We start from the raw sequence: 24,372 nt of genomic DNA on the forward strand, positions 1-24,372 counted from the left end.
GAGGCACTGTGACCGCACCGCTCGAGACCACCGGATCGGCTGCCGAGGTGCCGCCGGAGGCAGTACTCACGGGGGCCAAGCAGAGCCAGATCGAGGGCCGTTCACTCGGACAGATCGCCTGGACGCGCTTCAAGCGCGACAAACTCGCGGTCGCCGGTGGCGTCGTCGTCGTCCTGCTCGTCCTGCTCGCCGTTCTCTCCAAGCCGATCCAGTGGGCGTTCGGGATGGATCCGAACGAGTTCCACCAGGACCTGATCGATCCGGCCCTGCTGGCGCCCAAGGGAGCCTGGGGCGGCATGAGTTGGGAACACCCGCTGGGTGTCGACCCGCAGTACGGGCGCGACATCCTGTCCCGGATCATCGAGGGCTCCTGGGTCTCGCTGCTCGTCGCGGGCGGCGCCACGCTGCTCTCGGTCGTCATCGGCGTGATCATGGGCGTCACGGCAGGGTTCTACGGCGGCTGGGCGGACACCCTGATCAGCCGCGCGATGGACGTCTTCCTGGCGTTCCCGCTCCTGCTCTTCGCCATCTCGATCTCCGCGTCGCTGCAGGACGGGGCGTTCGGACTGACCGGGCTGCCACTGAGGATCAGCGTGCTGATCTTCGTGATCGGCTTCTTCAGCTGGCCGTACATGGGCCGTATCGTCCGGGCCCAGACGCTCAGCCTGCGCGAACGCGAGTTCGTCGAGGCGGCCAAGAGCCTCGGCGCCCGCGGTCCGTTCATCCTGATCCGGGAGCTGCTGCCGAACCTGGTCGCACCGATCCTGGTCTACTCCACGCTCCTGATCCCCACGAACATCCTGTTCGAGGCCGGACTCAGCTTCCTCGGCGTCGGCATCTCGCCGCCGCAGGCTTCGTGGGGCGGAATGCTCTCCACCGCGACCGACCTCTACGAGGCGGACCCGCAGTACATGATCGTGCCGGGCCTGGCGATCTTCATCACGGTCCTGGCGTTCAACCTGCTGGGCGACGGGCTGCGAGACGCCCTCGACCCGCGAGGCAAGTAAGCACGCGGCACCTGCCACACACGACACATCTGCCGCAACCATCCATAGAGGGGGCATTCCTCAGGTGAAGACGAGAAAAGCGACCGTCCTGATCGCTACCGCCGTGGCGCTGACGCTGGGGGCCACCGCGTGCAACGACTCCAAGGACGACAAGAGCGGTTCCAAGCCCGGCAAGTCCGCCGCTGACGCCGCTCTGACCCAGATCGTCAACAAGTCCGACAAGAAGGGTGGCACCGCCACCTACGCGATGTCGGACGTCCCGGACTCCCTGGACCCGGGCAACACGTACTACGGCTGGGTGCAGAACTTCTCCCGCCTGTACGGCCGCACGCTCACCACGTTCAAGCCGGCCGCCGGCAAGGACGGCCTGACCGTGGTCCCGGACCTCGCGGAGTCGCTCGGCAAGCCCAGCGCCGACGCGAAGACCTGGACGTACACCCTGAAGAAGGGCCTCAAGTTCGAGGACGGCACGCCGATCACCTCGAAGGACGTCAAGTACGCCGTCGAGCGGTCGAACTTCGCCCCCGAGGCCCTGTCCAACGGCCCCACGTACTTCAAGTCCCACCTGATCGGCGGCGACAAGTACGAGGGTCCGTACAAGAACAAGGACCCCAAGGGCATCGAGTCCATCGAGACGCCGGACGACACCACCATCGTCTTCAAGCTGAAGGACGCCTTCGCGGACTTCGACTACCTGGCGACGTTCTCGCAGACGGCTCCGGTGCCGAGGGACAAGGACAAGGGCGCGACCTACGTCCAGCACATCGTCTCCTCCGGCCCGTACAAGTTCGAGTCGTACGAGGAGGGCAAGAGCGCGACCCTCGTCCGCAACCCGCAGTGGGACGCGAAGACCGACCCGAACCGCCCGGCCCTGCCGGACAAGATCAGCATCCGGTTCAAGGTCAACGCGGTCACGGTCGACAACGACCTGCTCGCCGACAACCTGACCGTCGACGCGGCCGGCACCGGTGTCTCCCCGCAGACCCAGCCGAAGGTCATCACCAACCCCAAGTACAAGGCGCAGACGGACGGTTCCTACGCCGGCGCGACCTCGTACATCGGTCTGAACGTCAACGTCGCCCCCTTCGACAACATCCACTGCCGCAAGGCCGTCCAGTGGGGCATCGACAAGGCGTCGATCCAGGCCGCCGCGGGTGGCGCGCCCAAGGGTGACGTCGCCTCTACGCTGCTGCCGCCGTCGGTCAACGGCTACGCCAAGTTCAACCTGTACGAGACCCCGGGCGACAAGGGCGACGAGGCCAAGGCCAAGGACGAGCTCAAGCAGTGCGGTCAGCCGAACGGCTTCTCCACCAGCCTGACGGCCCGCTCCGACCGCCCGTCCGAGATGGCCATGGCCACCGCGGTCCAGGCGTCGCTGAAGAAGCTCAACATCAACGCCGAGATCAAGTCCTTCCCGGCGGGCAAGTACTTCCAGAACTTCGCCGGCAACCCGCAGTACGTGCACGACCACAAGCTCGGCATGATCATGACCGCGTGGGGTGCCGACTGGCCGACCGGCTTCGGCTTCCTGGACCAGATCATCAACGGTGCGGCCATCAAGCCGTCCGGTGGCAACAACGTCCAGGAGCTGAACGACCCGGCGATCAACAAGGCGCTGAACGACGCCATCGCCAACACGGACAAGACCGCCCGTGAGAAGGCCTGGGGCGACATCGACAAGATGGTCGCCGAGAACGCCTCCGCCGTTCCGCTGATCTACCGCAAGAACCTGCTGTTCCGCCCGACGTCCGCGACGAACGTCACGGTCACCCAGGCGTACCTCGGTATGTACGACTACCTGCTGATGGGTTCCTCCAAGTAAAGCGGCTGAGCCCCCGAGTTCTTTGAAAGGCAGGTGAAGGCTCCGGTGCCCGCCGGGTCGGGAAGACCCCCGGCCTGGCGGGCACCGGTTGCCGGACAGCTGTGGCTGCGTACATCATCCGACGCGCTTTCGGCGCGGTGGTCCTGCTGCTGATCGTCAGCGCGGTCACCTTCGCGATTTACTTCCTGGTGCCCCGGCTGGCCGGCCAGACGATGGACCAGTTGGCCGCCCAGTACGTGGGCAAGGACGCCAATGCCGGTGCGATCGCCGCGGTGAAGAAGAACCTCGGGTTCGATCAACCGCTCTACGAGCAGTACTGGCACTTCATCAAGCAGATCTTCGTCGGCGCGACCTACAAGTTCGGCCCCGACGCCTCGGTCTGCAACGCCCCCTGCTTCGGCTACTCGTTCAAGAACCACGTCGAGGTCTGGCCGCAGCTGACCGAACGCATCCCGGTCACCTTCTCGCTCGCCATCGGTGCGGCCGTCATCTGGCTGATCTCCGGTGTGGCGATCGGTGTCGTCTCCGCCCTCAAGCGGGGTTCGTTCATGGACCGCTTCTTCATGGCGATCGCCCTCGCCGGCGTCTCGCTCCCGATCTTCTTCACCGGCATGCTGGGCCAGGGACTGTTCACCGTCCAATGGCCCATCTGGAACGGTGTGCACTATGTGAACTTCACGGACAACCCGGCCGACTGGGCCTGGAACCTGCTGATCCCGTGGTGCAGCCTCGCCTTCCTCTACTCCGCGCTCTACGCCCGGCTCACCCGGGCCGGAATGCTGGAGACCATGGGCGAGGACTACATCCGCACCGCCCGCGCCAAGGGCCTGCGGGAGCGGACCGTCATCGGCCGACACGGCCTGCGTGCCGCGCTCACCCCGATCGTCACCATCTTCGGCATGGACTTCGGTCTGCTGATCGGCGGCGCGGTCATCACCGAGCAGGTCTTCTCCTTCCCGGGCCTCGGCTTCTACGCGGTCGACGGCGTCCGCAACAACGACCTCCCGGTCGTCATGGGTGTGACCCTGGTCGCCGCTTTCTTCATCGTTCTCTGCAATCTGCTGGTGGACCTGGTGTACGCCGCGATCGACCCCAGGGTGAGGCTCTCGTGAGCGACCTGAACAAGACCGGCGCGGCCGTCGGCGAGCCGGTGGCCGAGCGCCCCGCCGACGCCGGGGAGGCCTTCCTCTCCGTACGCGACCTGCGCATCCACTTCAACACCGACGACGGCCTGGTCAAGTCCGTCGACGGGGTCAGCTTCGACATCAAGCCCGGCCAGACCCTCGGCATCGTGGGCGAGTCCGGCTCGGGCAAGTCCGTCACCTCGCTCGGCGTGATGGGGCTGCACCGCAGCGCCAACGCCAAGATCTCCGGCGAGGTGTGGCTGGACGGCGAGGAGCTGATCGGCGCCGACCCCGACCACGTACGGCGGCTGCGCGGCCGGAAGATGGCCATGATCTTCCAGGACCCGCTCTCCGCGATGCACCCGTACTACACGGTCGGCGCGCAGATCGTGGAGGCCTACCGGGTCCACAACGAGGTCTCCAAGAAGGTCGCCCGCACCCGGGCGATCGAGATGCTCGACCGGGTCGGCATCCCGGAGCCCGGCAAGCGCGTCGACGCGTACCCGCACGAGTTCTCCGGCGGTATGCGCCAGCGCGCGATGATCGCGATGGCGCTGGTCAACAACCCCGAGCTGCTGATCGCGGACGAGCCGACCACCGCCCTGGACGTCACCGTCCAGGCGCAGATCCTGGACCTGATCCGCGATCTGCAGAAGGAGTTCGGCTCCGCCGTCATCATGATCACGCACGATCTGGGCGTGGTCGCCGAGATGGCGGACGACCTCCTGGTGATGTACGGCGGCCGGTGCATCGAGCGGGGACCCGCCGAGAAGGTCTTCTACGAGCCCCAGCACCCGTACACCTGGGGCCTGCTGGGGTCGATGCCGCGCATCGACCGCGAGGAGACCGACCGGCTGATCCCCGTCAAGGGCTCGCCGCCGTCGCTGATCAACGTGCCGTCCGGCTGCGCCTTCAACCCGCGCTGCCCGTACGCGGACCTGCCCAAGGACAACGTCACGCGCACCGTGCGTCCCGAGCTCAAGCAGTGGGACGACGCCGAAGGGCACTTCTCGGCCTGCCACATGTCGCAGGAGGAGCGGACCCGTATCTGGACCGAAGAGATTGCGCCGAAGCTGTGAGCGACAAGAACCCCACGGGCGCCGAGGGCACCGAGAAGGCGATCCCGGAGCAGTCGGCCGCCTCGCCCGAGCCGATCCTCAAGGTGGAGGGGCTCACCAAGCACTTCCCCATCAAGAAGGGCCTGTTCGGGCGGCAGACCGGCGCGGTCAAGGCGGTCGACGGCGTCTCCTTCGACGTCCGGGCGGGTGAGACCCTCGGCGTGGTGGGCGAGTCGGGCTGCGGCAAGTCGACCATGGGCCGACTGGTCACCCGGCTGCTCGAACCGACGGGCGGCAAGGTCGAGTTCGAGGGCCACGACATCACGCACCTGTCGGCCGGGCGGATGCGTCCGCTCCGCCGCGACATGCAGATGATCTTCCAGGACCCGTACGGCTCGCTGAACCCGCGCCACACCATCGGCGGGATCGTCTCCACCCCCTTCCGGCTCCAGGGCGTCACGCCCGAGGGCGGGGTGAAGAAGGAGGTCCAGCGGCTGATGGAGCTGGTGGGCCTCAACCCCGAGCACTACAACCGCTATCCGCACGAGTTCTCCGGCGGCCAGCGCCAGCGCATCGGCATCGCCCGCGCGCTCGCGCTCAACCCGAAGCTGGTCGTGGCGGACGAGCCGGTCTCGGCGCTCGACGTGTCGATCCAGGCGCAGGTGGTCAACCTCCTGGACGACCTCCAGAGCGAGCTGGGCCTCACGTACGTGATCATCGCCCACGACCTGTCGGTCATCCGGCACGTCTCGGACCGGATCGCGGTGATGTACCTCGGCAAGATCGTGGAGCTCGCCGACCGCAAGTCGCTCTACTCGGCGCCCATGCACCCGTACACCAAGGCGCTGCTTTCGGCCGTGCCGGTGCCGGACCCCAAGCGCAAGGGCGTCAAGAGCGAGCGGATCCTGCTCAAGGGCGATGTGCCGTCGCCCATCTCGCCGCCCAGCGGCTGCCGCTTCCACACCCGGTGCTGGAAGGCGACGGAGATCTGCAAGACGCAGGAGCCGCCGCTGATCGCCCTGAAGACGGGCCACCAGGTGGCCTGCCACCACCCGGAGAACGCGCCGGACCAGGCCCCGGGCGAGGCGGTACTGCCCGAGGCGCGGGGGTCGGTGGAGGTGGTGTCGGTGACGAAGACCGAGGCGGCGGCGGAGGTGTCCCCGGAGGCCGAGCCGGTCGCCGAGGCGGCTGTCGACGCGGAAACGCCGGAGGCTGCTGAGCCCGAGTCGGAATCTGAGCCCGAGTCGGGGTCCACATCCGGACCGGACTCCACCGTTCAGGAGTCAACCGACAAGTAACGCATGACGGTTCGGCAAAGTCATGTTCACGCCGAAACGGGAGAGTGCAGAGTCTGCCTGTCCGTACGCACGGAAACGCGTTCGAAGGGCAGACTCATGGCACTCTCCCGTTCGGCACGCCGTACCTCACGGCTGCTCGCCCTCGCCACCGCGGCGGCATCGGCCTTCACCATCGCCGCCGCACCCGGCGGCGGCTCGCCCGGCGCCGCCGGCATCGGCGACCCCTACTTCCCCGACCTCGGCAACGGCGGCTTCGACGCCCTCCACTACGACCTCGGCGTCAGCTACCACCCGGACTCCGGGCGGCTCGACGGGCGTACCACGATCACCGCCCGCGCCACCCAGACCCTCACCAGCTTCGACCTCGACCTCCAGAAGCTCACCGTCGACGCGATACGGGTGAACGGCAGACCCGCCGACTTCACCCGCAACGGCGACGAGATCGTGGTGACGCCCCGTCACAAGCTGCACAAGGGTCAGGAGTTCGAGGTCACCGTCGTCTACGGCGGCGTTCCCGTCGCCCTCAACGGCCCCATCGTCTTCGGCTCCGACTACGGCTGGATGAAGACCAAGGACGGCGTCTTCGTGGCCTGCGAGCCGAACGCCGCCTCCACCTGGTTCCCCTCCAGCGACCACCCCGCCGACAAGGCCACCTACGACATCCGCATCGACGCCCCCAAGGGCCTGACCGGCGTCTCCAACGGCCGGCTCATCTCCTCGTACGACCGCGGCGACCGCTCGTACGCCCACTGGCGCGAGAACCGGCCGATGGCGACCTACCTGGCCACGGCGACCATCGGCAAGTTCGACGTGCGGACCGGGAAGACCCCGGCCGGGACGCCGATCTACGTGGCGATCGACCCGGTGCTCAAGGGGCAGAACCAGGTCGACGTGTACGGAGTGACGGCCGAGGCGACCGACTACTGGTCCGAGGTCTTCGGCCCGTACCCGTTCGAGGAGACGGGCGCGATCGTCGACGACATGCCGCAGGCGGGCTTCTCGCTCGAAGTGCAGTCCAAGCCCGCGTACTCGGCGGTGCGCAACGAGACCACCATCGTCCACGAGCTCGCCCACCAGTGGTTCGGCGACTCGGTCTCGGTGGCGCAGTGGAAGGACATCTGGCTCAACGAGGGCTTCGCGAGCTACGCCCAGTGGCTGTGGGAGGAGCACAAGGGGCGGGGGACCGCCCACGACCTGGCCCGCGCGTACTACAACGGCCGGCCTGCCACGGACGCCTTCTGGCAGACGAAGGTCGCCGACCCGCAGCGCGACACGATGTTCGCCGGGGCGGTCTACCGGCGCGGCGCGCTGACGCTCCAGGTGCTCCGCGAGCGCATCGGCGACCAGGCGTTCTTCAAGCTGCTGCCCGCGTGGACGAAGCTCCACCGGTACGGCAACGCGAACACGGCGCAGTTCGTCAAGCTGGCCGAGAAGATCTCGGGACAGCAGCTGGACGACCTGTTCCAGACCTGGATCTACTCGACGGGCAAGCCGGCGTGGTGAGGCGGCGAGGCTGAAAGCGCGGGCACCGCACATGTTCGAGTAAAAATGTCGGGTGCTCCACGAACTGTTCACCCCCTCCGTCCAGCATGCGCTCGACCTCGTCGGAATCTTCGTCTTCGCGATCTCCGGCGCGCTGCTCGCCGTACGCAAGAACTTCGACGTGTTCGGCATCGCGGTCCTGGCCGAGGTCACCGCGCTGGGCGGAGGGCTGTTCCGCGACCTGATCATCGGCGCGGTACCGCCCGCCGCGTTCAGCGATCTCGGGTACTTCATCACTCCGCTGCTCGCCGCCGTCCTGGTGTTCTTCCTCCACCCCGAGGTGGAGCGGACCCAGAACGCGGTCAACGTGTTCGACGCGGCGGGCCTCGGCCTGTTCTGCGTCACGGGCACGACGAAGGCGTACGACTACGGGCTCGGGCTCACCTCGTCCGCGGCCCTCGGCCTGGCCACGGCGGTCGGCGGCGGCGTCCTGCGCGACATCCTGGCCAACGAGGTCCCGTCCCTGCTCCGCTGGGACCGCGACCTGTACGCCGTCCCGGCGATCGTGGGCGCCACGATCGTGGCGCTCTGCATCCGCTTCGACACCCTGAACGCGGCGACGAGCGGCACGGCCATCGTCACGGCATTCCTGCTCCGCCTGGCGGCGATGCGCTACCACTGGCGCGCACCGCGGGCGTGGAACCGGAGGAGCGCGACGGCGGAGGAGGGGTAGGGGGCGAAGCCCCCCACCCCACCCCACCCCTTCCCGAAAGCCCTCGGGCGGGCGGCCGGGTGCTTCGTCTGCGGGCCGGTGGTGGGCTGGTCGCGCAGTTCCCCGCGCCCCTAAAGGGGCGCCCCAGCAGGGGCGCATTTAAGGGGCGCGGGGAACTGCGCGACCAGTTGGGGACGGCTCGTAGACGAACGAATACCTCGCGGTCCGGGGGCGTAGCCCCACCCCCGGAGGGTTTAGGGAAGGGGCGAGGTGGAGCAAAAAAAGCTACCGCTCAGTAACGTACCGGTGTACCGTGGCCGCATGGCACAGGCAACGATCGGGGACAGCGAGTTCGACCGGGACACCGCCGTCACCCCGCGCGCAGACGAAGACGGCGTCTACGACGCCCACCTCTCGGCAGGATGGACGATCATCCACGCCGTGAACGGCGGATACCTCCTCGCCCTCCTCGGCCGCACACTCGGCCAAGCCCTCCCGCACGCCGACCCCTTCAGCGTGACGGCCCACTACCTCACCCCCTCCGCCCCCGGCCCCGCCGTCATCCGCACCCAGCGCGCCCGCACCGGCCGCACCCTCTCCACCGGCCAGGCCTCCCTCTTCCAGTACGACGAGAACGGCGCCGAGATCGAGCGCATCCGCGTCCTCGCCTCGTACGGCGACCTGGATGCGCTCCCGGACGACGTCCGCACCACCGCCAAGCCGCCCGCGATCCCGCCGATCGAGCACTGCCTCGGCCCGGCCGACGGCCCCGCCCCGATCCCGGGCAGCTCGGCCATCACCGAGCGGCTGATGCTGAAGCTCGACCCGACCACCCTCGGCTGGGCGGTCGGCGCCCCGTCCGGCAAGGGCGAGATGCGCGGCTGGTTCGGCCTGGCCGACGGCCGCGACCCCGACCCGTACTCGCTGCTGCTCGCCGTCGACGCCCTCCCGCCGACCGCGTTCGAGATGGGCCTGACCGGCTGGACGCCCACCGTCGAGCTGACCGCGCACATCCGCTGCCGCCCGGCGCCCGGCCCGCTGCGGGTCTCCATCACCACCCGCAACCTGGCCGGCGGCTTCCTGGAGGAGGACGCCGAGGTCTGGGACAGCGCCGACCGTCTGGTCGCCCAGTCCCGCCAGCTGGCCCGCGCCCTGCGCACGCCGTAACCCGTACGCCCGACTCGACGCCGGGCCGCCGCCCTCGGCTCTGCTCTCAGTCCAGCCAGTGGCGGCGGCCCAGCGTGACCAGCCTCAACTGCCGCCGTGCGGTGGCCAGTACGGCCTCCTCGGCCCGCCGCGCCGCCGCCTCCTCGTCGCCGTCCGCACCCGCGCCCGCCTCCAGGATGGCGGAGGCCGTCATCACCATGTGGTCGACGTAGACCCCGGCCAGCATCCGCAGATCCGCCGCGCTCCAGCCCCCCGACTCCGGGTCCGCGCCCAGCGCCTCGGCCACCTCGTCGGCGAACCGCCGCAACTGCACGCCGATGGCGGCCCGCACCGGCGCCACCCCGCCGTGCCGCTCCCGCGCGATGAACCGGACGTGCGCCGGGTGTGCCCGTACATGAGCGGCGATCAGGTCCACCGCGCGGTCGATGCGCTCGTCGCTCCCGCCGGTCGTCACGATCGCCGCCCGGATCGTCTCGTGCAGACTCCCCAGCGCCTCCTCGACCAGCGCCACCCCGAGGTCGGCGGTGTCCTTGAAGTGCCGGTAGAACGCGGCGGGGGCGACCCCCACGGCCCGGGTGACCTCGCGAAGGCCCAGGCTGCTGAGGCTCTGGTGTTCCAACAGCCCGAGGGCCGCGTCCAGGAGGGCCTGACGCGTCTTCTGCTTCTGGGCCTGCCGGATCCCGAGAGTGTGGCTCATTCCACTCAGTAAACAGCTGTTCGCTGATTTTGGGAAGGCTAGACTGGGTAGTCAGTGAACAGTCGTACTCCGGAATTATGGACTCCAACGACGGACTCCCGAACGACTGATCCGACACGAGACAAGAGAGGCACCCCATGCTTTTCCTCGTCGCAGCCCTCCTCCTGCTGGGGGTCGTGCTGGGCTCAGCGGCGCACCTCCCGCTCCCGGTCACCCTCGCCGCCGCCGGCGCCATCGGGCTCTGGCTGATCGTCTTCGCCATACGTGAACGCATCTCGTCGCACCGGAGGGCCTGACCATGGAACTCGTCCTGAACCGCCGCCGCGTCCGCGACAAGGACGCCGACGGCATGGCCGTCGCCGCCTTCGTCCTCGGCCTGCTCGGCCTGCTGGTCATGAACGTCGTGCTCGGCCCGATGGCCATCGTGCTCGCCGCACTCGCCCTGCGGTACCGCACCACCCGGCGCGGCCGCGCCTGGCTCGGACTCGCCCTCGGCATCGCCGATCTCGCGGTCCTCGCGGGCCTGGTCATGGCCGACGGAACCGTCTCCTGGGGGCTCGGCGCCTGAGGCTGGTCCGGGTGGCTCGTAGAATCGGGCCCACCATGGCTTACCTCGACCACGCCGCGACCACCCCGATGCTCCCGGAGGCGGTCCAGGCGATGACCGCCCAGCTCACCGCCACCGGCAACGCTTCCTCGCTGCACGCTGCCGGACGCCGGGCCCGCCGAACCGCCGAGGAGGCCCGCGAGGAGCTCGCCGAGGCCCTCGGCGCGCGACCCAGCGAGGTCGTCTTCACGGCCGGCGGCACCGAGGCAGACAACCTCGCCGTCAAGGGCCTGTACTGGGCCCGCCGCGACGCCGACCCCCGCCGGGTCCGCGTCCTGACCAGCCCCGTCGAGCACCACGCCGTGCTCGACGCGGTCCACTGGCTCGCCGAGCACGAGGGCGCGACGGTCGAGTACCTCCCCGTCGACCGGTACGGGCGGGTGCACCCCGAAGCCCTGCGCGAGGCGATCGCGCGCGACCCCTCCGACGTGGCCCTGGCCACCGTCATGTGGGCCAACAACGAGATCGGCACGGTACTGCCGGTGGCCGAACTCGCCTCCGTGGCCCGCGAGTTCGACGTCCCGCTGCACGCCGACGCCGTCCAGGCGGTGGGCCAGCTCGACGTCGACTTCGCCGCGTCGGGCCTGGCCGCGATGACGGTCTCGGGCCACAAGATCGGCGGTCCGTACGGCATCGGCGCGCTCCTCCTCGGCCGTGAGTACACCCCCGTGCCCGTGCTGCACGGCGGCGGCCAGGAGCGCCATGTGCGCTCCGGCACCCTGGACGTCCCCGCGATCGCCGCGTTCGCGGTGGCGGGGCGGCTGGCCACCGAGCGCCGCGCCGACTTCGCCCGCGAGGTCGGGGGCCTGCGCGACCAGCTGGTCGACGCGGTCCGCGCGGCGGTCCCGGACGCGATCCTGGGCGGCGACCCGGCCCCCGGCGGCCGCCTCCCGGCGAACGCGCACTTCTCCTTCCCGGGCTGCGAGGGCGACTCGCTGCTGCTGCTCCTGGACGCCCAGGGCATCGAGTGCTCCACCGGCTCCGCCTGCACGGCGGGCGTGGCGCAGCCCAGCCATGTGCTGCTCGCCACCGGCACGCCGCCCGACCTGGCCCGGGGCACCCTGCGCTTCTCCCTCGGCCACACCTCCACGGAAGCCGACGTCCAGGCGGTGGCGACGGCGATCGGGCCGGCGGTGGAGCGGGCGCGGACGGCGGGGCTCAGCTGACGCCCCGGGCGCGGGGTGCGGCCTGGCCCGCACCCCGCGCCCGGGATACTCGCGAGCCACCCGCCCCGTACGCCACGTACTCTGGTGGGTGCTATGACGAAGACATCCCCGCGCCCCCTCCGTGTCCTCGCCGCCATGTCCGGCGGCGTCGACTCGGCCGTCGCCGCCGCCCGCGCAGCCGAGGCGGGCCACGACGTCACCGGCGTCCACCTCGCCCTGTCCGCGAACCCGCAGTCCTTCCGCACCGGCGCACGAGGCTGCTGCACCATCGAGGACTCCCGCGACGCCCGCCGCGCGGCCGATGTCATCGGCATCCCCTTCTACGTCTGGGACCTCGCGGAACGCTTCCGCGAGGACGTCGTCGAGGACTTCGTCGCCGAGTACGAGGCGGGCCGCACCCCCAACCCGTGCCTGCGCTGCAACGAGAAGATCAAGTTCGCCGCGCTGCTCGACAAGGCCCTCGCCCTCGGCTTCGACGCCGTCTGCACCGGCCACTACGCCACGGTCGTCCTCAACGAGGACGGCAGCCGCGAGCTGCACCGCGCCAGCGACATGGCCAAGGACCAGTCGTACGTCCTCGGCGTCCTGGACGAGAAGCAGCTCGCCCACGCGATGTTCCCGCTCGGCGACACTCTCACCACCAAGGACGAGATCCGGGCCGAGGCCGAGCGCCGGGGCCTGGCCGTCGCCAAGAAGCCGGACAGCCACGACATCTGCTTCATCGCCGACGGCGACACCCAGGGCTTCCTGGCCAAGCGGCTCGGCAAGGCCGAGGGCGACATCGTCGACGAGTCCGGCACCAAGGTCGGCTCCCACGAGGGCGCCTACGGCTTCACCATCGGCCAGCGCAAGGGTCTGCGCATCGGCCACCCGGCCGCCGACGGCAAGCCCCGCTACGTCCTGGACATCTCCCCGGTGAACAACACGGTCACCGTCGGCCCCGTCGAGGCCCTGGACGTCACCGGCCTGACCGCGATCAAGCCCCGCTGGTGCGGCGACGCCCCGGCCGGCCCCGGCACGTACACCGCGCAGCTGCGCGCCCATGGCGGCGAGACGACGGTGACGGCGGAGCCGGTGGACGGCGAGCTCGTGGTGAGCTTCGCCGAGCCGGTGCGCGGCGTCGCGCCCGGCCAGGCGATCGTGCTCTACGACGGCACGCGCGTGGTGGGGTCGGCGACGATCGCGACCACCACGCGGCGTACCGAAGCCGCGGTCTAGTTCGCCGGTCTAGTTCACCGCGAGGGCCTCGCCGGGCTCGATGTCGGACTCCGTGCCTATGAAGCACAGGTGGTCCTTTATCAACGTCACGGCCGCCAGCGGCTCGTGGTAGGCCCAGGCTATGTCCGGCGCGTCCGGCAGCGACCAGTACGCCGCAACTCCCTTGTACGGGCAGGTGGTCCGGGTGTCCGACGGGCTCAGCAGATCCAGTCGGACGTCCTCGGGCGGCAGGTAATAGCGGACGGGCAGACCGTCCTCGTGCACCAGCAGCGGGCGGGTGCTGTCGGCGAGCACCTGCCCGTCCCGCACCACGCGGACGCGGAGCGCGCCCTCCCCGGCGGCCTCGGCCGAGACCAGGTGGTCCGGATCGTAGGGCGGCGGCGGGCCCGGCGGGGGTGTCGCGGCGCCGGTGGGCTCGGCGAGGATCGTGCGAATCGTCGTAGTCATGCCCGCTCAACGGCCCGTCGCCCGCTGCTTGTTCCCCCGATTCGCCGTTCGGGACACTGTTCACCCGTTCGAGTGGCGGAGGTCTTTCGGCGTACGGTTGAGCCATGAACATCTGCGTCTTCCTCTCCGCCGCCGACCTCGACGACCGCTACACCCGCCCCGCCCGCGAGTTCGCCGAGCTGCTCGGCAAGGGCGGCCACACGCTGGTCTGGGGCGGCTCGGAGAGCGGGCTGATGAAGGTCGTGGCCGACGGCGTGCAGGAGGCGGGCGGGCGGCTCGTCGGGGTCTCCGTCGACTTCCTGGCCGCCAAGGCGCGTGCCAACGCGGACGAGATGGTCATCGCCAAGGACCTCGCCGAGCGCAAGGCGCTGCTCCTCGACCGGGCCGACGCCGTGGTCATCATGGTCGGCGGCACCGGAACCCTCGACGAGGCCACCGAGATCCTGGAGCTGAAGAAGCACGGCAAGCACACCAAGCCGGTGGTGCTGCTGAACACCGCGGGGTTCTACGACGGCCTCAAGGAGCAGTTCCGTCGCATGGACGACGAGGGCTTCCTGCCGCTGCCCCTCACTGACCTGGTCTTCTTCGCGGAGGACGCGGTCGCCGCCCTCGCCTACCTGGAGGCGTGACACTAGCGGCTGCCGCCGCGGGGGCAGGCATCCAGTAGTGCGAGCATGTCGGGTATGGCTACACACCTGATCACTGGGGCCGGCTCCGGCATCGGCGCGGCGGTCGCGCGGCGGCTGCACGAGCGCGGCGACGAACTCGTGCTGCTCGCGCGCGACGCCGGGCGCGCCAAGGAGCTCGCGGCGCGGTTCCCCGGCGCCCGCACCCTCGTCGCGGACCTCGCCGACCCGGACCGCATCTCCAAGTCGCTCGGCATGCAGCCGATGCCCGACCACCTCGACTCCCTCCTGCACATCGCGGGCGTCGTCGACCTCGGGCCCGTCGGCGACCTGCGCCCCAAGACCTGGCACCAGCAGCTCAACGCCAACCTGATCTCGCCCGCCGAGCTCACCCGGCTCTTCCTGCCCCAGCTGCGCGCGGCCCGCGGCCACGTCGTGTTCGTGAACTCCGGCGCCGGGCTCAACGCGCACGCCGAGTGGGGCGCCTACGCCGCCTCCAAGCACGGCCTCAAGGCGCTCGCGGACTCGCTGCGCCACGAGGAGCACGCGGCCGGGGTGCGGGTCACCTCCGTCTACCCGGGCCGCACCGCCAGCCCCATGCAGGCCAAGGTGCACTCGCAGGAGGGCAAGGAGTACGACCCGGCGAAGTTCATCGACCCGGAGTCGGTGGCGACCACGATCGTCATGGCGATCGACCTGCCGCGCGACGCCGAGGTCAACGACCTGACGGTGCGGCCGGGCCGATGAGCGACGCCGTCAGCGACTTCCCCTGGGGCGCGGCCACCGGCGTCGGCTCCATGCCCGGCGGCGACGCGCGCGAGGCCGCCAAGACCGTCACCGGGTCCCTGATCGGGGCCGACGGCTCGGCCGGCGACTTCCCGTTCCTGCCCGAACTGCCCGCGCGCGGCCCCGGCGCCGACATGATCGGGCGCACGGCCGGGCTGCTCGTCGAGATGTACGCGCGCGTGGAGCCCAGCGGCTGGCGGCTCGGCGACCGGCCGGGCCGCGACACCCGGCGGGCCCACTCCTGGCTGGGCGAGGACCTGGACGCCCTGGAGGAGTTCACCCAGGGGTACCAGGGTCCGCTCAAGGTCCAGGCGGTCGGGCCGTGGACGCTGGCCGCCGCCCTGGAGCTGCGCGGCGGCGAGGCCTCGCTCGGCGACCCGGGCGCCTGCCGCGACCTGGCCGGCTCGCTCGCCGAGGGCCTGCGCGCCCACCTGGCGGACGTGCGTCGCCGGGTGCCGGGCGCGCGGATCCTGCTCCAGCTCGACGAGCCGTCGCTGACCGCCGTGCTGCGCGGGCAGGTCAGGACCGCCAGCGGCTACCGCACCTACCGCGCGGTCGACCGGCAGGTCGTCGAGTCGGCCCTGCGGGACGTCGTCGCGGTGCACGACGGCCCCGTCGTCGTCCATTCCTGCGCGCCCGACGTGCCGTTCGCCCTGCTGCGCCGGGCCGGCGCGGCCGCCGTCTCGTTCGACTTCTCCCTGCTCACCGAGCGTGACGACGACGTGATCGGCGAGGCGGTCGAGAGCGGCACCCGGCTGTTCGCCGGAGTGGTCGGCGGCACCGACGGCCCATTGTCAGACCCTGCCGGTAGCGTCATGGGTGTCAGGACGTTGTGGCGCAGGTTGGGGCTGCATCCGGGGACTCTCGCGGAGTCCGTGGTGCTCACCCCGTCGTGCGGTCTCGCGGGCGCCTCGCCGGCGTATGCCCGCGCGGCCCTCGCGCACTGCGTCCGGGCGGCGAGATCGCTCGCGGACAACCCTGAGTGACGGGGAAGACGGGAAACGGGAGGACATGACAGTGGCTGGCGAACAGAACGACGTGGTGCCCGCGGACGCACGGGAGAAGCACGCGCTCCTCGCCGAGCAGGTCGAGGAGCACCGCTTCCGGTACTACGTGAAGGACCAGCCGGTCATCAGCGACGGCGCGTTCGACAAGCTGCTGCGCGGCCTGGAGGCCTTGGAGGAGGAGTATCCGGAGCTGCGCACACCGGACTCGCCCACCCAGAAGGTCGCGGGGGCGTACGAGACGGACTTCGCCTCGGTGGAGCACCGCGAGCGGATGCTGTCGCTCGACAACGCCTTCGACGACGAGGAGCTGGCCGCCTGGGCCGAGCGCGTCGCCAAGGACGTCGGCACCGCCGAGTACCACTACCTGTGCGAGCTGAAGGTCGACGGCCTCGCGGTCAACCTGACGTACGAGCACGGGCGGCTGACCCGCGCCGCCACCCGCGGCGACGGCCGCACCGGCGAGGACATCACGCCCAACGTCCGCACGATCGCGGACATCCCCGACCGCCTCAAGGGCGACCGCGTCCCCGACCTGGTCGAGATCCGGGGCGAGGTCTACTTCCCGATGGAGGCCTTCGAGGGGCTGAACGCGCGTCTGGTGGAGGCGGGCGACAAGCCGTTCGCCAACCCGCGCAACGCGGCGGCCGGTTCGCTGCGCCAGAAGGATCCCAAGGTCACCGCCACCCGCCCGCTCCACATGGTGGTGCACGGCATCGGCGCGCGCGACGGCTTCACCATCGACTGCCTCTCGCACGCGTACGAGCTGCTGCGCGAGTGGGGCCTGCCCACCGCCCAGCACAACAAGGTGGTCGGCTCGCTGGACGAAGTGCGCGACTTCATCGCGTACTTCGGGGAGAACCGCCACTCGGTGGAGCACGAGATCGACGGCGTCGTCGTCAAGCTCGACGAGATCCCCCTCCAGGGCCGCCTCGGCTCCACCGCGCGCGCCCCGCGCTGGGCGATCGCCTGGAAGTACGCGCCGGAGGAGGTCAACACCAAGCTGGTCAACATCCGCGTCGGCGTCGGCCGCACCGGCCGCGTCACGCCGTACGCGCAGGTGGAGCCGGTGACCGTGGCGGGCTCCGAGGTCGAGTTCGCCACCCTGCACAACCAGGACGTGGTCAAGGCCAAGGGCGTCCTGATCGGCGACACGGTGGTGCTGCGCAAGGCCGGTGACGTCATCCCGGAGATCCTGGGCCCCGTCACGGACCTGCGGGACGGCACCGAGCGGGAGTTCGTGATGCCCGCCGAGTGCCCCGAGTGCGGCACCGCGCTGCGGCCCATGAAGGAGGGCGACATCGACCTGCGCTGCCCCAACGCGCAGTCGTGCCCGGCCCAGTTGCGCGAGCGGCTGTTCTACCTGGCGGGCCGCAAGTGCCTGGACATCGAGAACTTCGGCTATGTCGCCGCCGCGGCCCTCACCAAGCCGCTGGAGCCGTCCGAGCCGCCGCTGCTCGACGAGGGCGACCTGTTCGACCTGACCATGGACCGGCTGCTGCCCATCAAGGCGTACGTCCTGGACCAGGACAGCGGGCTGCCCAAGCGCGACCCCAAGACCGGTGAGGAGAAGGTCGCCCTGGTCTTCGCCAACATGAACGGCGAGCCGCGCAAGAACGCGGTCTCGATGCTGGAGAACATCGCGGCCGCCAAGGAGCGCCCGCTGGCCCGGATCCTCACCGGGCTGTCGATCCGTCATGTCGGCCCGGTCGCCGCCGAGGCGCTGGCCCGCGAGTTCCGCTCGGTCGACCGCATCGAACAGGCCACCGAGGAGGAGCTCGCGGCGGTCGAGGGCGTCGGTCCGACCATCGCGGCCTCCCTCAAGCAGTGGTTCGAGGAGGAGTGGCACCGCGAGATCCTCCGCAAGTGGAAGGCCGCGGGCGTCCGTATGGAGGAGGAGGGCTCCGGCGAGGACGAGGGCCCTCGTCCGCTGGAGGGGCTCACCGTCGTGGTGACCGGAACGCTGGTCAACCACACCAGAGATGGCGCGAAAGAAGCGCTCCAGAGCCGTGGAGCCAAGGTCACCGGTTCCGTTTCCAAGAAGACGTCGTTCGTCGTCGTCGGGGACAGCCCTGGTTCGAAGTACGACAAGGCGATGCAGCTGAAGGTTCCGGTTCTCGACGAGGACGGGTTCGCTGTCCTGCTGGAACAGGGTCCCGAGGCTGCTCGCGAAGCGGCTGTGCCGAGCGCGGAAGAGGGGGAATAAGAGGAGTGGAAGGCTCCTCTCGGACGGTCCTTGGTCACCCGTTCAGCGCATAGCAGACGGATCGAGGTGCCCAGGTCGCATTCGGGCAAGAGCTGTAGACCGCTGCCCGTCGGAGCCTTCCGCGGCCTACTGTTGTGATGAGCGCCAGTCGTGCACGGCTGAAACGGGGAGCTTGGGGGAGTTCCCGGTCGTGGTGGCATGACAGAGGGGCCATCGCGTGGCATCGGCACCGCCGGCTGTGAGAGGGACGGGAATGAAACCGACCGAGAGCACCGCCCCGGCCGCACGGCTGCGCGGGTTCGCGGGATTCTCCTCCAGGCTGACCGCCGGCGTCCTCGGGACCGCCGCCCTCGCCCTGGCCGTGGGGTTCTACCGCGCCCTCGACACGGGCGACGCCCTCTTCCCCGGCTCCACCACGGGCTGGGCGCTGGCCGTCCTCACCGGGATCATCGTGGGCCATCTGGTCGCGCTCGGGCGCGACCGCTGGTGGGGCGGCACCGGCTCCGGCGCCGCCCTCACCCTCGCCGTGCTGCTCCTGTACGGCTGGGTGCCGGCCGGGCTCGTCTCCATGGCGGTGGTGGTGCTGGTCGGCGCGGCCCGCCGGCACCGCTGGCGCCAGGGCGTGCTGCACGGCGCGGTCGACGTCCTCGGCATCGGCGCGGCCGCGCTGCTGCTCGCGGTGTTCGGCCACCATCCCAGCGTCCGCTCACCCTGGTGGCCCACCGAGTGGACCGTCTCCTCGGCCCCGGTGGTGGTCCTGGCCGCCGGAACGTATCTGGTGGTCACCCGGATACTGCTCTGGTACGCGCTGGCGCCGCGCGGCGGCGGACTGCCCACGGTCGCCCGGACGGCCCTGCTGCGGCAGGGCCTCGTCGCGGTCGCCCTGCTCGGCATCGCCCCGCTGATCTGCGTCGTCGCGATGGCCCTGCCGGTCCTGCTGCCGCTGTTCGCGGTCCCGCTGATCGCCCTCGACTCCACGCTGTGGATCGCCCGGGCCCGCGCCGAGGAGCAGTTGCGCGACCCGCTCACCGGACTGCCCAACCGCCAGTGGCTCCTGGAGCGCACCTGGGCGGCCCTGGAGGAGGCCGAGGGCCCCGGCAACCGGGCCGCCCTCGTCCTGATCGACATGGACCGGTTCCGCTCGGTCAACGACACCCTCGGCCACCTCGCCGGGGACCGGCTGCTCCTGCAGATAGCCGAACGGCTGCGGCTCGCCCTGCCGCGCGGCGCCGAGGCGGCCCGGCTCGGCGGCGACGAGTTCGCCGTGCTGCTGCCCGTGGCGGACTCCGCGACCAGCACCATGCGGATAGCCCGAGGCCTGGTCGCCGAGCTCTCCTCGCCGCTCGACCTGGACGGGCTGACCCTCGTCCTGGAGGCCAGCGCGGGCGTCGCCGTCTACCCCGACCACGCGCTGGACGCCGAAGGCCTGCTGCGCCGGGCGGACGTGGCGATGTACCAGGCCAAGCGGGACCGCACGGGCGTGGAGGTGTACGAGTCGAAGCGGGACTCCAACACCCCCGACCGGCTGGGCCTGCTGGGCGATCTGCGGCGCGCCCTCGACGCGGGCGACGTGGAGCTCCACTACCAGCCCAAGGTCCGCTTCGACGGCCAGGTGGCGGGCCTGGAGGCGCTGGTGCGCTGGGTGCACCCGGAGCGCGGCCGGGTCCCTCCCGACGAGTTCATCGCCATCGCGGAGTCCTCGGGGCTGATGCCGCACCTGACCGAGTACGTCCTGGAGACCGCGCTCGCCCAGGTCGCCCGGTGGCGGGCGCAGGGGCTCACGGTCCCGGTCGCGGTCAACGTGTCGCCGCGCGACGTCCACACGCCGGGCTTCGCGGGCGCGGTGGCGGCCCGGCTCGCCCGGCACGGCGTCCCGGCGGGCGCCCTCCAGCTGGAGATAACCGAGCACGTGCTTCTGGAGGACCCGCAGCGGGCCGCCGACACCCTGGCGGGCCTGACCGGCCACGGCGTGAAGATGTCGCTGGACGACTTCGGTACCGGGTACTCGTCGCTGGTGCACCTGCGCCGGCTGCCCGTCAGCGAGCTCAAGATCGACCGCTCCTTCGTGGCCCGGCTCGCCGTCGACAACGAGGACGCCGAGATCGTCCGCTGCACCCTCGACCTGGCCCACTCCCTCGGTCTGCTCGTCGTCGCCGAGGGCGTCGAGGACGACGAGACCTGGGAGCGGCTGCGCGACCTGGGGTGCGACGCCGTCCAGGGCTGGCTGGTCGCCGCCGCGATGCCGCCCGCCGAGGCCACCGCCTGGCTGCTCGCCCGCGGCTCGCGCGGCTGGCAGCGCCCCGCCGACCTGGAGGCGGCCGCCAAGTCCGCCGCCGCGGCCGAGGAGCCGTCGGGCACGCCGGTCCAGTGACCCGGCGCGCCCGCCCGCGCGGTGCTCAGCCCGCGTGGACCGTGCCCGCGTACCGCTGGACGAACCGGGTGCCCGCGTCCGACGTCACCGTAACGTCATAGCGGCCCTTCAGGACACGGCAGTTGAGGGAGCCGTGGCCGTGCGGGCCCACCCAGACCGTGCGGGCGCCCCGCGCGTCGTCGTCGGACGTGACCGTGAACGCTGTCGCCGTGTCACCGGAGTTGGCGAACCGCAGCTCCACCGTGGCGCGCTCCGGCCGGGTGCCGCGCAGCGCCGCCGTGGCCGACGGCACGGCCGCTCCCGCCTCGCGGCCCGCCCGGACGACCGTGCCGGAGAAGCGCCGCAGGAAGCCGTCCGCGCCGTGCACCGCGAAGTCGTAGCGGCCGTCCGTCTCTGCGGTGTCCCAGACGTACGTGGCACGCGCCCCGGGGGCCACCGTGAACGGCGTACCGGTGAAGGGTTTCAGGACGTTCGGCAGCACCAGGAAGTGGAAGGTCTCGCTGCCGTGGTTGGCGAGCGTGCAGGTGACCTTGCCGGAGACCCGGTCCACCGAGACGTCCGCCCACGGGCGGTACGGCAGCGGGCGGTGCGGGCGCGCGCCCGGCTCCTGGGTGGCCATGGACTGGGCGCCGTTGCCGGGCAGCTTCACCGCGGGCAGCGCGTTGCCCGCGTCCGCCTTCGCCATCAGGGCCGTGGTGTCGGGCAGCGCCGGAATCGAGTAGTCCGGGTTGCCGAAGTCGAAGCAGCTGGTCAGATCGCCGCAGACGGCCCGGCGCCAGTCCGAGATGTTGGGCTCCCGCACCCCGGTGACCACCTCCAGGAACCGCAGGACCGACGTGTGGTCGAACACCTGCGAGTTGACCCAGCCACCCCGCGACCAGGGCGATATCGCCCACAGCGGCACCCGGTTGCCGAGCCCGATGGGCCGCCCCCCGGCGAACTCGTCGGGCGTGCCCGGCTCGGGGAACGGCGGCGGCACATGGTCGAAGTAGCCGTCGTTCTCGTCGTACATCAGCAGGAAGACGGTGTGCTTCCACACCTCGGGGTTGGCGAACAGCGACTGGAGGGCGGTGTTCACCCAGTGCGCGCCGTAGTCGGGGCTCGCGGCCGGGTGCTCGCAGAAGAGGTACGGCGCCACCAGCCACGACACCGTCGGCAGCGTGCCGTCCTTGCAGTGCTGGTCGAACGCGGTGAGGTCGAACTTCGTCATCGCGTTGACGTACCGGGGGTCGTCCTCGGGGAAGGCGTGGAACTGCTTGAAGTACGAGAGCCCGTTGTCGTCGTAGTCGCCGGTCCGGTCGTCCTTGCTGGGGTTGTGGTAGACGCGCCAGCTCACCCCGGCCTTCTGGAGGCGCTCGGCGTACGTCGTCCAGTCCGCGACCGGGTTGTCGGTGACCGGGGTGTTGTCCGTCCAGGGGCCGGTCGTGCCGTCCTTGCCGGGGCCGCAGGTGCCCGACCACAGATACAGCCGGTTGGGGTCGGTGGGCCCGGCCTGCGAGCAGAAGTAGCCGTCGCAGAGCGTGAACGCGTCGGCGAGGGCGTACTGGTAGGGGATGTCCTCGCGGGTGAAGTAGCCCATGGTGCGCTCGCCCTTGGCGGCCACCCACTTGTTCATCGCGCCGCCGTTGATCGCGGTGTGGCCGGTGCCCCAGTCGTGCGGCAGGCCGCCCGCGTTCTGCGCGTTGTACTTGGTGGTGTCCATCCGGAACGGCAGGACGAAGCCGTCGGCGCGGCCCGGGCTCGGCTGGCGGAAGACGGAGTCGCCGCCGGGGAGGGTCAGCGCCTGGCGGTCGTCGAAGCCGCGGACGCCGGAGAGGGTGCCGAAGTAGTGGTCGAAGCTGCGGTTCTCCTGCATCAGGATCACTACGTGCTTCACGTCCTCGACACTGCCCTCGGGACGCGCCCCGGTGGCAGCGGCGGCGGTCTCGGGCAGGCCGACGGCAGCGGCGGCGGCGGTCGCGGCGGACGCGCCCACGAAGGCGCGGCGGCTCAGCGGAGTCATGTCAGCGGTGTCCTTCGAAAGCTGGGGCGAAGAGCTCAGTGGAGGGTGAAGGTGACGGCCGGGGCGGCGTGGTCGGACGGCCAGCCGTTGGCGGCGGTGTCCGGCACCGGCCGGGGCCAGCCCGTGCAGAGCGTGTGCGCGGCCTCGACCTGGAGCGGCCCGGCGTACTGGACCTGGTCGATCCGGTCCTGCGGCTCATCGGGCCGCACCGGCGACCAGGTGGCCGCCGGTTCGCGCGCGGGGCGGGGGTGCGCCTCGCGGTGGGCGTCGCGCAGCCCGGCGGCGGCGAGCGCCACCGTGACCGGCCAGCGCAGCCGGGCGCCCCGGTCGAGGTGCGAGGGCGAGGCGAGCCCGGCGGCGAGGACGAGGGGGGTCCGCCGGGACGCCAGGTCCTTCTTCATCGCGGCGAGCAGCGCCGTGGCCTGCCGGTAGCGCGTGCTCTTCAGCTCGGCCGCCTCGACCTCGGCGGGCGAGCGCCCGTCGCGCAGCGCGTACGGGCCGTACCCGGCCTCGTCGAGCTGCGCGGCCCACACCCGTACCGCCCGGTCTCCGGGCAGCCGCAGGGTGGCGGCGACCGCCGGGACGTCCGCGACCGGCGCCGAGGCGTCGTCGAGCGGGAAGCGGCTGAGCAGCCCGACCCCGGCGGCCGTGTCATAGGCGTGCCAGCCCAGGGCGCGGGCGAGCGTGTCGGCCGAGGACGCGGCGGACTCCTGGAGCGCCACCACGTCGAGCCGCTGCCCGAGGACGAGCCGCAGCAGCTTCTCGTGCGGGTCGGCGGTGTGCGCGCCCGCGTCCCACAGGTTGAGCGACGCCACGGTCAGGCTCGGCCCCGCCCAGGCGCGCCGCACCGGCACCTGGACGGTGACCGTGTCGGAGCCGCCCGCGCTGTCCCTGACCGCGACCGTGACCCGGCCGGGGTGCGCGCCGGGCCGGGCGGGTGCGGTGCCGGTGACCGTCCCGTCGGCGGCCACGTTCAGCCAGGAGTCGCCGGAGAGGCGGCGGAAGGACGGGGTGCCGGACGGGTTGCCCGCCGGGCGGATCCACAGCGGGGCCAGCGCCACCGAGACGCGCTCGCCCGGCCCGTACGCGCCGGTCGTGAAGGCGTCGGTGACCGCGTGCGGCCGCACGACGGGCGGCCGGGCGGCGACGGTGAAGGGCGCGGTCCGGGCGAGGATCCCGTAGCCGTCCTTGGCCAGCAGGTAGGCGGTGTAGACGCCCTCGCCGAGGCCGGAGGTGTCGAGCGTGATGTCGCCGGACGCGACCGGCACGTACGACCAGACCAGGGAGGAGCCGGTGCCGGGGCGGCGGTCGCCGTCGTAGATCCCGATCCAGTTCTTCGGGTCGGGCGCGTCGGTGGCCCAGTGGAAGGCGAGCCGGTCGCCCTCGCGGGGCGAGGTGGGCGCGGTGAGGGTCAGGGTGGCGGCGGGGGCCGCGGCCGTTCTGAGGGGGGACACGGGGGGTCTGGTCCTCTCGGGCTGAGTTGGCTGGACAACTTCGCCCAGTCAGCCAGGACTTCCCGCCCGTGACGTGAACGGGACATGACCGGCGGCCGCAGATCCGGGGACGCGTCGG

Annotated in this window: 21 protein-coding genes; 17 read left to right on the forward strand and 4 right to left on the reverse strand. The window is 71.2% G+C overall.

Annotation, left to right across the window (positions count from 1 at the left end; translation table 11 throughout):
- The first annotated feature begins 8 nt into the window (after positions 1–8).
- The 8 genes from IE252_RS20830 to IE252_RS20865 all read left to right on the forward strand — a co-directional run bounded on the left by IE252_RS20830 (position 9) and on the right by IE252_RS20865 (position 9,670).
- Positions 9–1,007, forward strand: a complete 999-nt coding sequence (locus IE252_RS20830) for an ABC transporter permease (RefSeq protein ID WP_067164548.1) — start codon at positions 9–11, stop codon at positions 1,005–1,007.
- 64 nt (positions 1,008–1,071) lie between these two features.
- Positions 1,072–2,829 carry an ABC transporter substrate-binding protein gene (locus IE252_RS20835; protein ID WP_190090956.1) on the forward strand — a complete coding sequence of 586 codons (1,758 nt, stop codon included), beginning with the start codon at positions 1,072–1,074 and terminating at the stop codon, positions 2,827–2,829.
- 101 nt (positions 2,830–2,930) lie between these two features.
- Positions 2,931–3,941, forward strand: coding sequence for an ABC transporter permease (locus IE252_RS20840; RefSeq protein ID WP_190090957.1), 1,011 nt, complete (start codon positions 2,931–2,933; stop codon positions 3,939–3,941).
- Positions 3,938–5,032 (forward strand): ABC transporter ATP-binding protein, encoded by a 1,095-nt coding sequence (locus tag IE252_RS20845; protein ID WP_190090958.1) that lies wholly within the window; start codon positions 3,938–3,940, stop codon positions 5,030–5,032. The genes IE252_RS20840 and IE252_RS20845 overlap by 4 nt, the downstream gene beginning before the upstream one ends.
- 41 nt (positions 5,033–5,073) lie before the next feature.
- The gene (locus tag IE252_RS20850; RefSeq protein ID WP_190091115.1) at positions 5,074–6,309 is read left to right on the forward strand and encodes an ABC transporter ATP-binding protein; all 1,236 of its coding nucleotides are present in this window, start codon (positions 5,074–5,076) and stop codon (positions 6,307–6,309) included.
- 96 nt (positions 6,310–6,405) lie between these two features.
- Positions 6,406–7,812: a M1 family metallopeptidase gene (locus IE252_RS20855; protein ID WP_190090959.1), complete on the forward strand. Its 1,407-nt coding sequence runs from the start codon at positions 6,406–6,408 to the stop codon at positions 7,810–7,812.
- Positions 7,813–7,864: 52 nt separating this feature from the next.
- Positions 7,865–8,524 carry a trimeric intracellular cation channel family protein gene (locus tag IE252_RS20860; RefSeq protein ID WP_190090960.1) on the forward strand — a complete coding sequence of 220 codons (660 nt, stop codon included), beginning with the start codon at positions 7,865–7,867 and terminating at the stop codon, positions 8,522–8,524.
- A 300-nt stretch (positions 8,525–8,824) separates the two neighbouring features.
- Entirely contained in the window at positions 8,825–9,670 is an 846-nt protein-coding gene (locus IE252_RS20865) for a thioesterase family protein (RefSeq protein WP_190090961.1), read from the forward strand.
- 46 nt (positions 9,671–9,716) lie between these two features.
- On the opposite strand, the gene IE252_RS20870 is transcribed toward IE252_RS20865, so the two are convergent.
- The gene (locus tag IE252_RS20870; RefSeq protein WP_190090962.1) at positions 9,717–10,367 is read right to left on the reverse strand and encodes a TetR family transcriptional regulator; all 651 of its coding nucleotides are present in this window, start codon (positions 10,365–10,367) and stop codon (positions 9,717–9,719) included.
- Between the two features lie 137 nt (positions 10,368–10,504).
- On the opposite strand from IE252_RS20870, the gene IE252_RS20875 reads away from it, so the two are divergent.
- The 4 genes from IE252_RS20875 to mnmA all read left to right on the forward strand — a co-directional run bounded on the left by IE252_RS20875 (position 10,505) and on the right by mnmA (position 13,358).
- On the forward strand, positions 10,505–10,663 hold the full coding sequence (locus tag IE252_RS20875) for a hypothetical protein (protein ID WP_190090963.1): 159 nt from the start codon (positions 10,505–10,507) through the stop codon (positions 10,661–10,663).
- Between the two features lie 2 nt (positions 10,664–10,665).
- Positions 10,666–10,935: a DUF4190 domain-containing protein gene (locus IE252_RS20880; RefSeq protein WP_190090964.1), complete on the forward strand. Its 270-nt coding sequence runs from the start codon at positions 10,666–10,668 to the stop codon at positions 10,933–10,935.
- A gap of 35 nt (positions 10,936–10,970) precedes the next feature.
- A complete protein-coding gene (locus IE252_RS20885) occupies positions 10,971–12,140 on the forward strand; it encodes a cysteine desulfurase family protein (RefSeq protein WP_190090965.1) in 1,170 nt (389 codons plus the stop codon).
- Positions 12,141–12,233: 93 nt separating this feature from the next.
- Positions 12,234–13,358, forward strand: coding sequence for a tRNA 2-thiouridine(34) synthase MnmA (gene mnmA / locus IE252_RS20890; RefSeq protein WP_190090966.1), 1,125 nt, complete (start codon positions 12,234–12,236; stop codon positions 13,356–13,358).
- Positions 13,359–13,367: 9 nt separating this feature from the next.
- Here the strand turns inward: mnmA and IE252_RS20895 are convergent, their stop codons facing one another.
- The gene (locus IE252_RS20895; protein WP_229848682.1) at positions 13,368–13,715 is read right to left on the reverse strand and encodes a DUF427 domain-containing protein; all 348 of its coding nucleotides are present in this window, start codon (positions 13,713–13,715) and stop codon (positions 13,368–13,370) included.
- A 194-nt stretch (positions 13,716–13,909) separates the two neighbouring features.
- On the opposite strand from IE252_RS20895, the gene IE252_RS20900 reads away from it, so the two are divergent.
- The 5 genes from IE252_RS20900 to IE252_RS20920 all read left to right on the forward strand — a co-directional run bounded on the left by IE252_RS20900 (position 13,910) and on the right by IE252_RS20920 (position 20,798).
- Positions 13,910–14,434, forward strand: a complete 525-nt coding sequence (locus tag IE252_RS20900; protein ID WP_190090968.1) for an LOG family protein — start codon at positions 13,910–13,912, stop codon at positions 14,432–14,434.
- 54 nt (positions 14,435–14,488) lie between these two features.
- Positions 14,489–15,178, forward strand: a complete 690-nt coding sequence (locus tag IE252_RS20905; RefSeq protein WP_190090969.1) for an SDR family oxidoreductase — start codon at positions 14,489–14,491, stop codon at positions 15,176–15,178.
- Positions 15,175–16,203 (forward strand): methionine synthase, encoded by a 1,029-nt coding sequence (locus IE252_RS20910; RefSeq protein WP_190090970.1) that lies wholly within the window; start codon positions 15,175–15,177, stop codon positions 16,201–16,203. The genes IE252_RS20905 and IE252_RS20910 overlap by 4 nt, the downstream gene beginning before the upstream one ends.
- 25 nt (positions 16,204–16,228) lie before the next feature.
- Positions 16,229–18,427 (forward strand): NAD-dependent DNA ligase LigA, encoded by a 2,199-nt coding sequence (ligA, locus tag IE252_RS20915; protein ID WP_373298583.1) that lies wholly within the window; start codon positions 16,229–16,231, stop codon positions 18,425–18,427.
- Between the two features lie 253 nt (positions 18,428–18,680).
- Complete coding sequence (locus tag IE252_RS20920; protein WP_190090972.1) at positions 18,681–20,798, forward strand: putative bifunctional diguanylate cyclase/phosphodiesterase; 2,118 nt, start codon at positions 18,681–18,683, stop codon at positions 20,796–20,798.
- A gap of 25 nt (positions 20,799–20,823) precedes the next feature.
- Here the strand turns inward: IE252_RS20920 and IE252_RS20925 are convergent, their stop codons facing one another.
- Positions 20,824–22,800, reverse strand: coding sequence for a phosphocholine-specific phospholipase C (locus IE252_RS20925; protein WP_190090973.1), 1,977 nt, complete (start codon positions 22,798–22,800; stop codon positions 20,824–20,826).
- Positions 22,801–22,835: 35 nt separating this feature from the next.
- Positions 22,836–24,254: an endonuclease/exonuclease/phosphatase family protein gene (locus IE252_RS20930; protein WP_190090974.1), complete on the reverse strand. Its 1,419-nt coding sequence runs from the start codon at positions 24,252–24,254 to the stop codon at positions 22,836–22,838.
- Between the last annotated feature and the right edge of the window lie 118 nt (positions 24,255–24,372).

The organism is Streptomyces melanogenes, from assembly GCF_014649795.1.
Lineage (GTDB): Bacteria > Actinomycetota > Actinomycetes > Streptomycetales > Streptomycetaceae > Streptomyces > Streptomyces noboritoensis.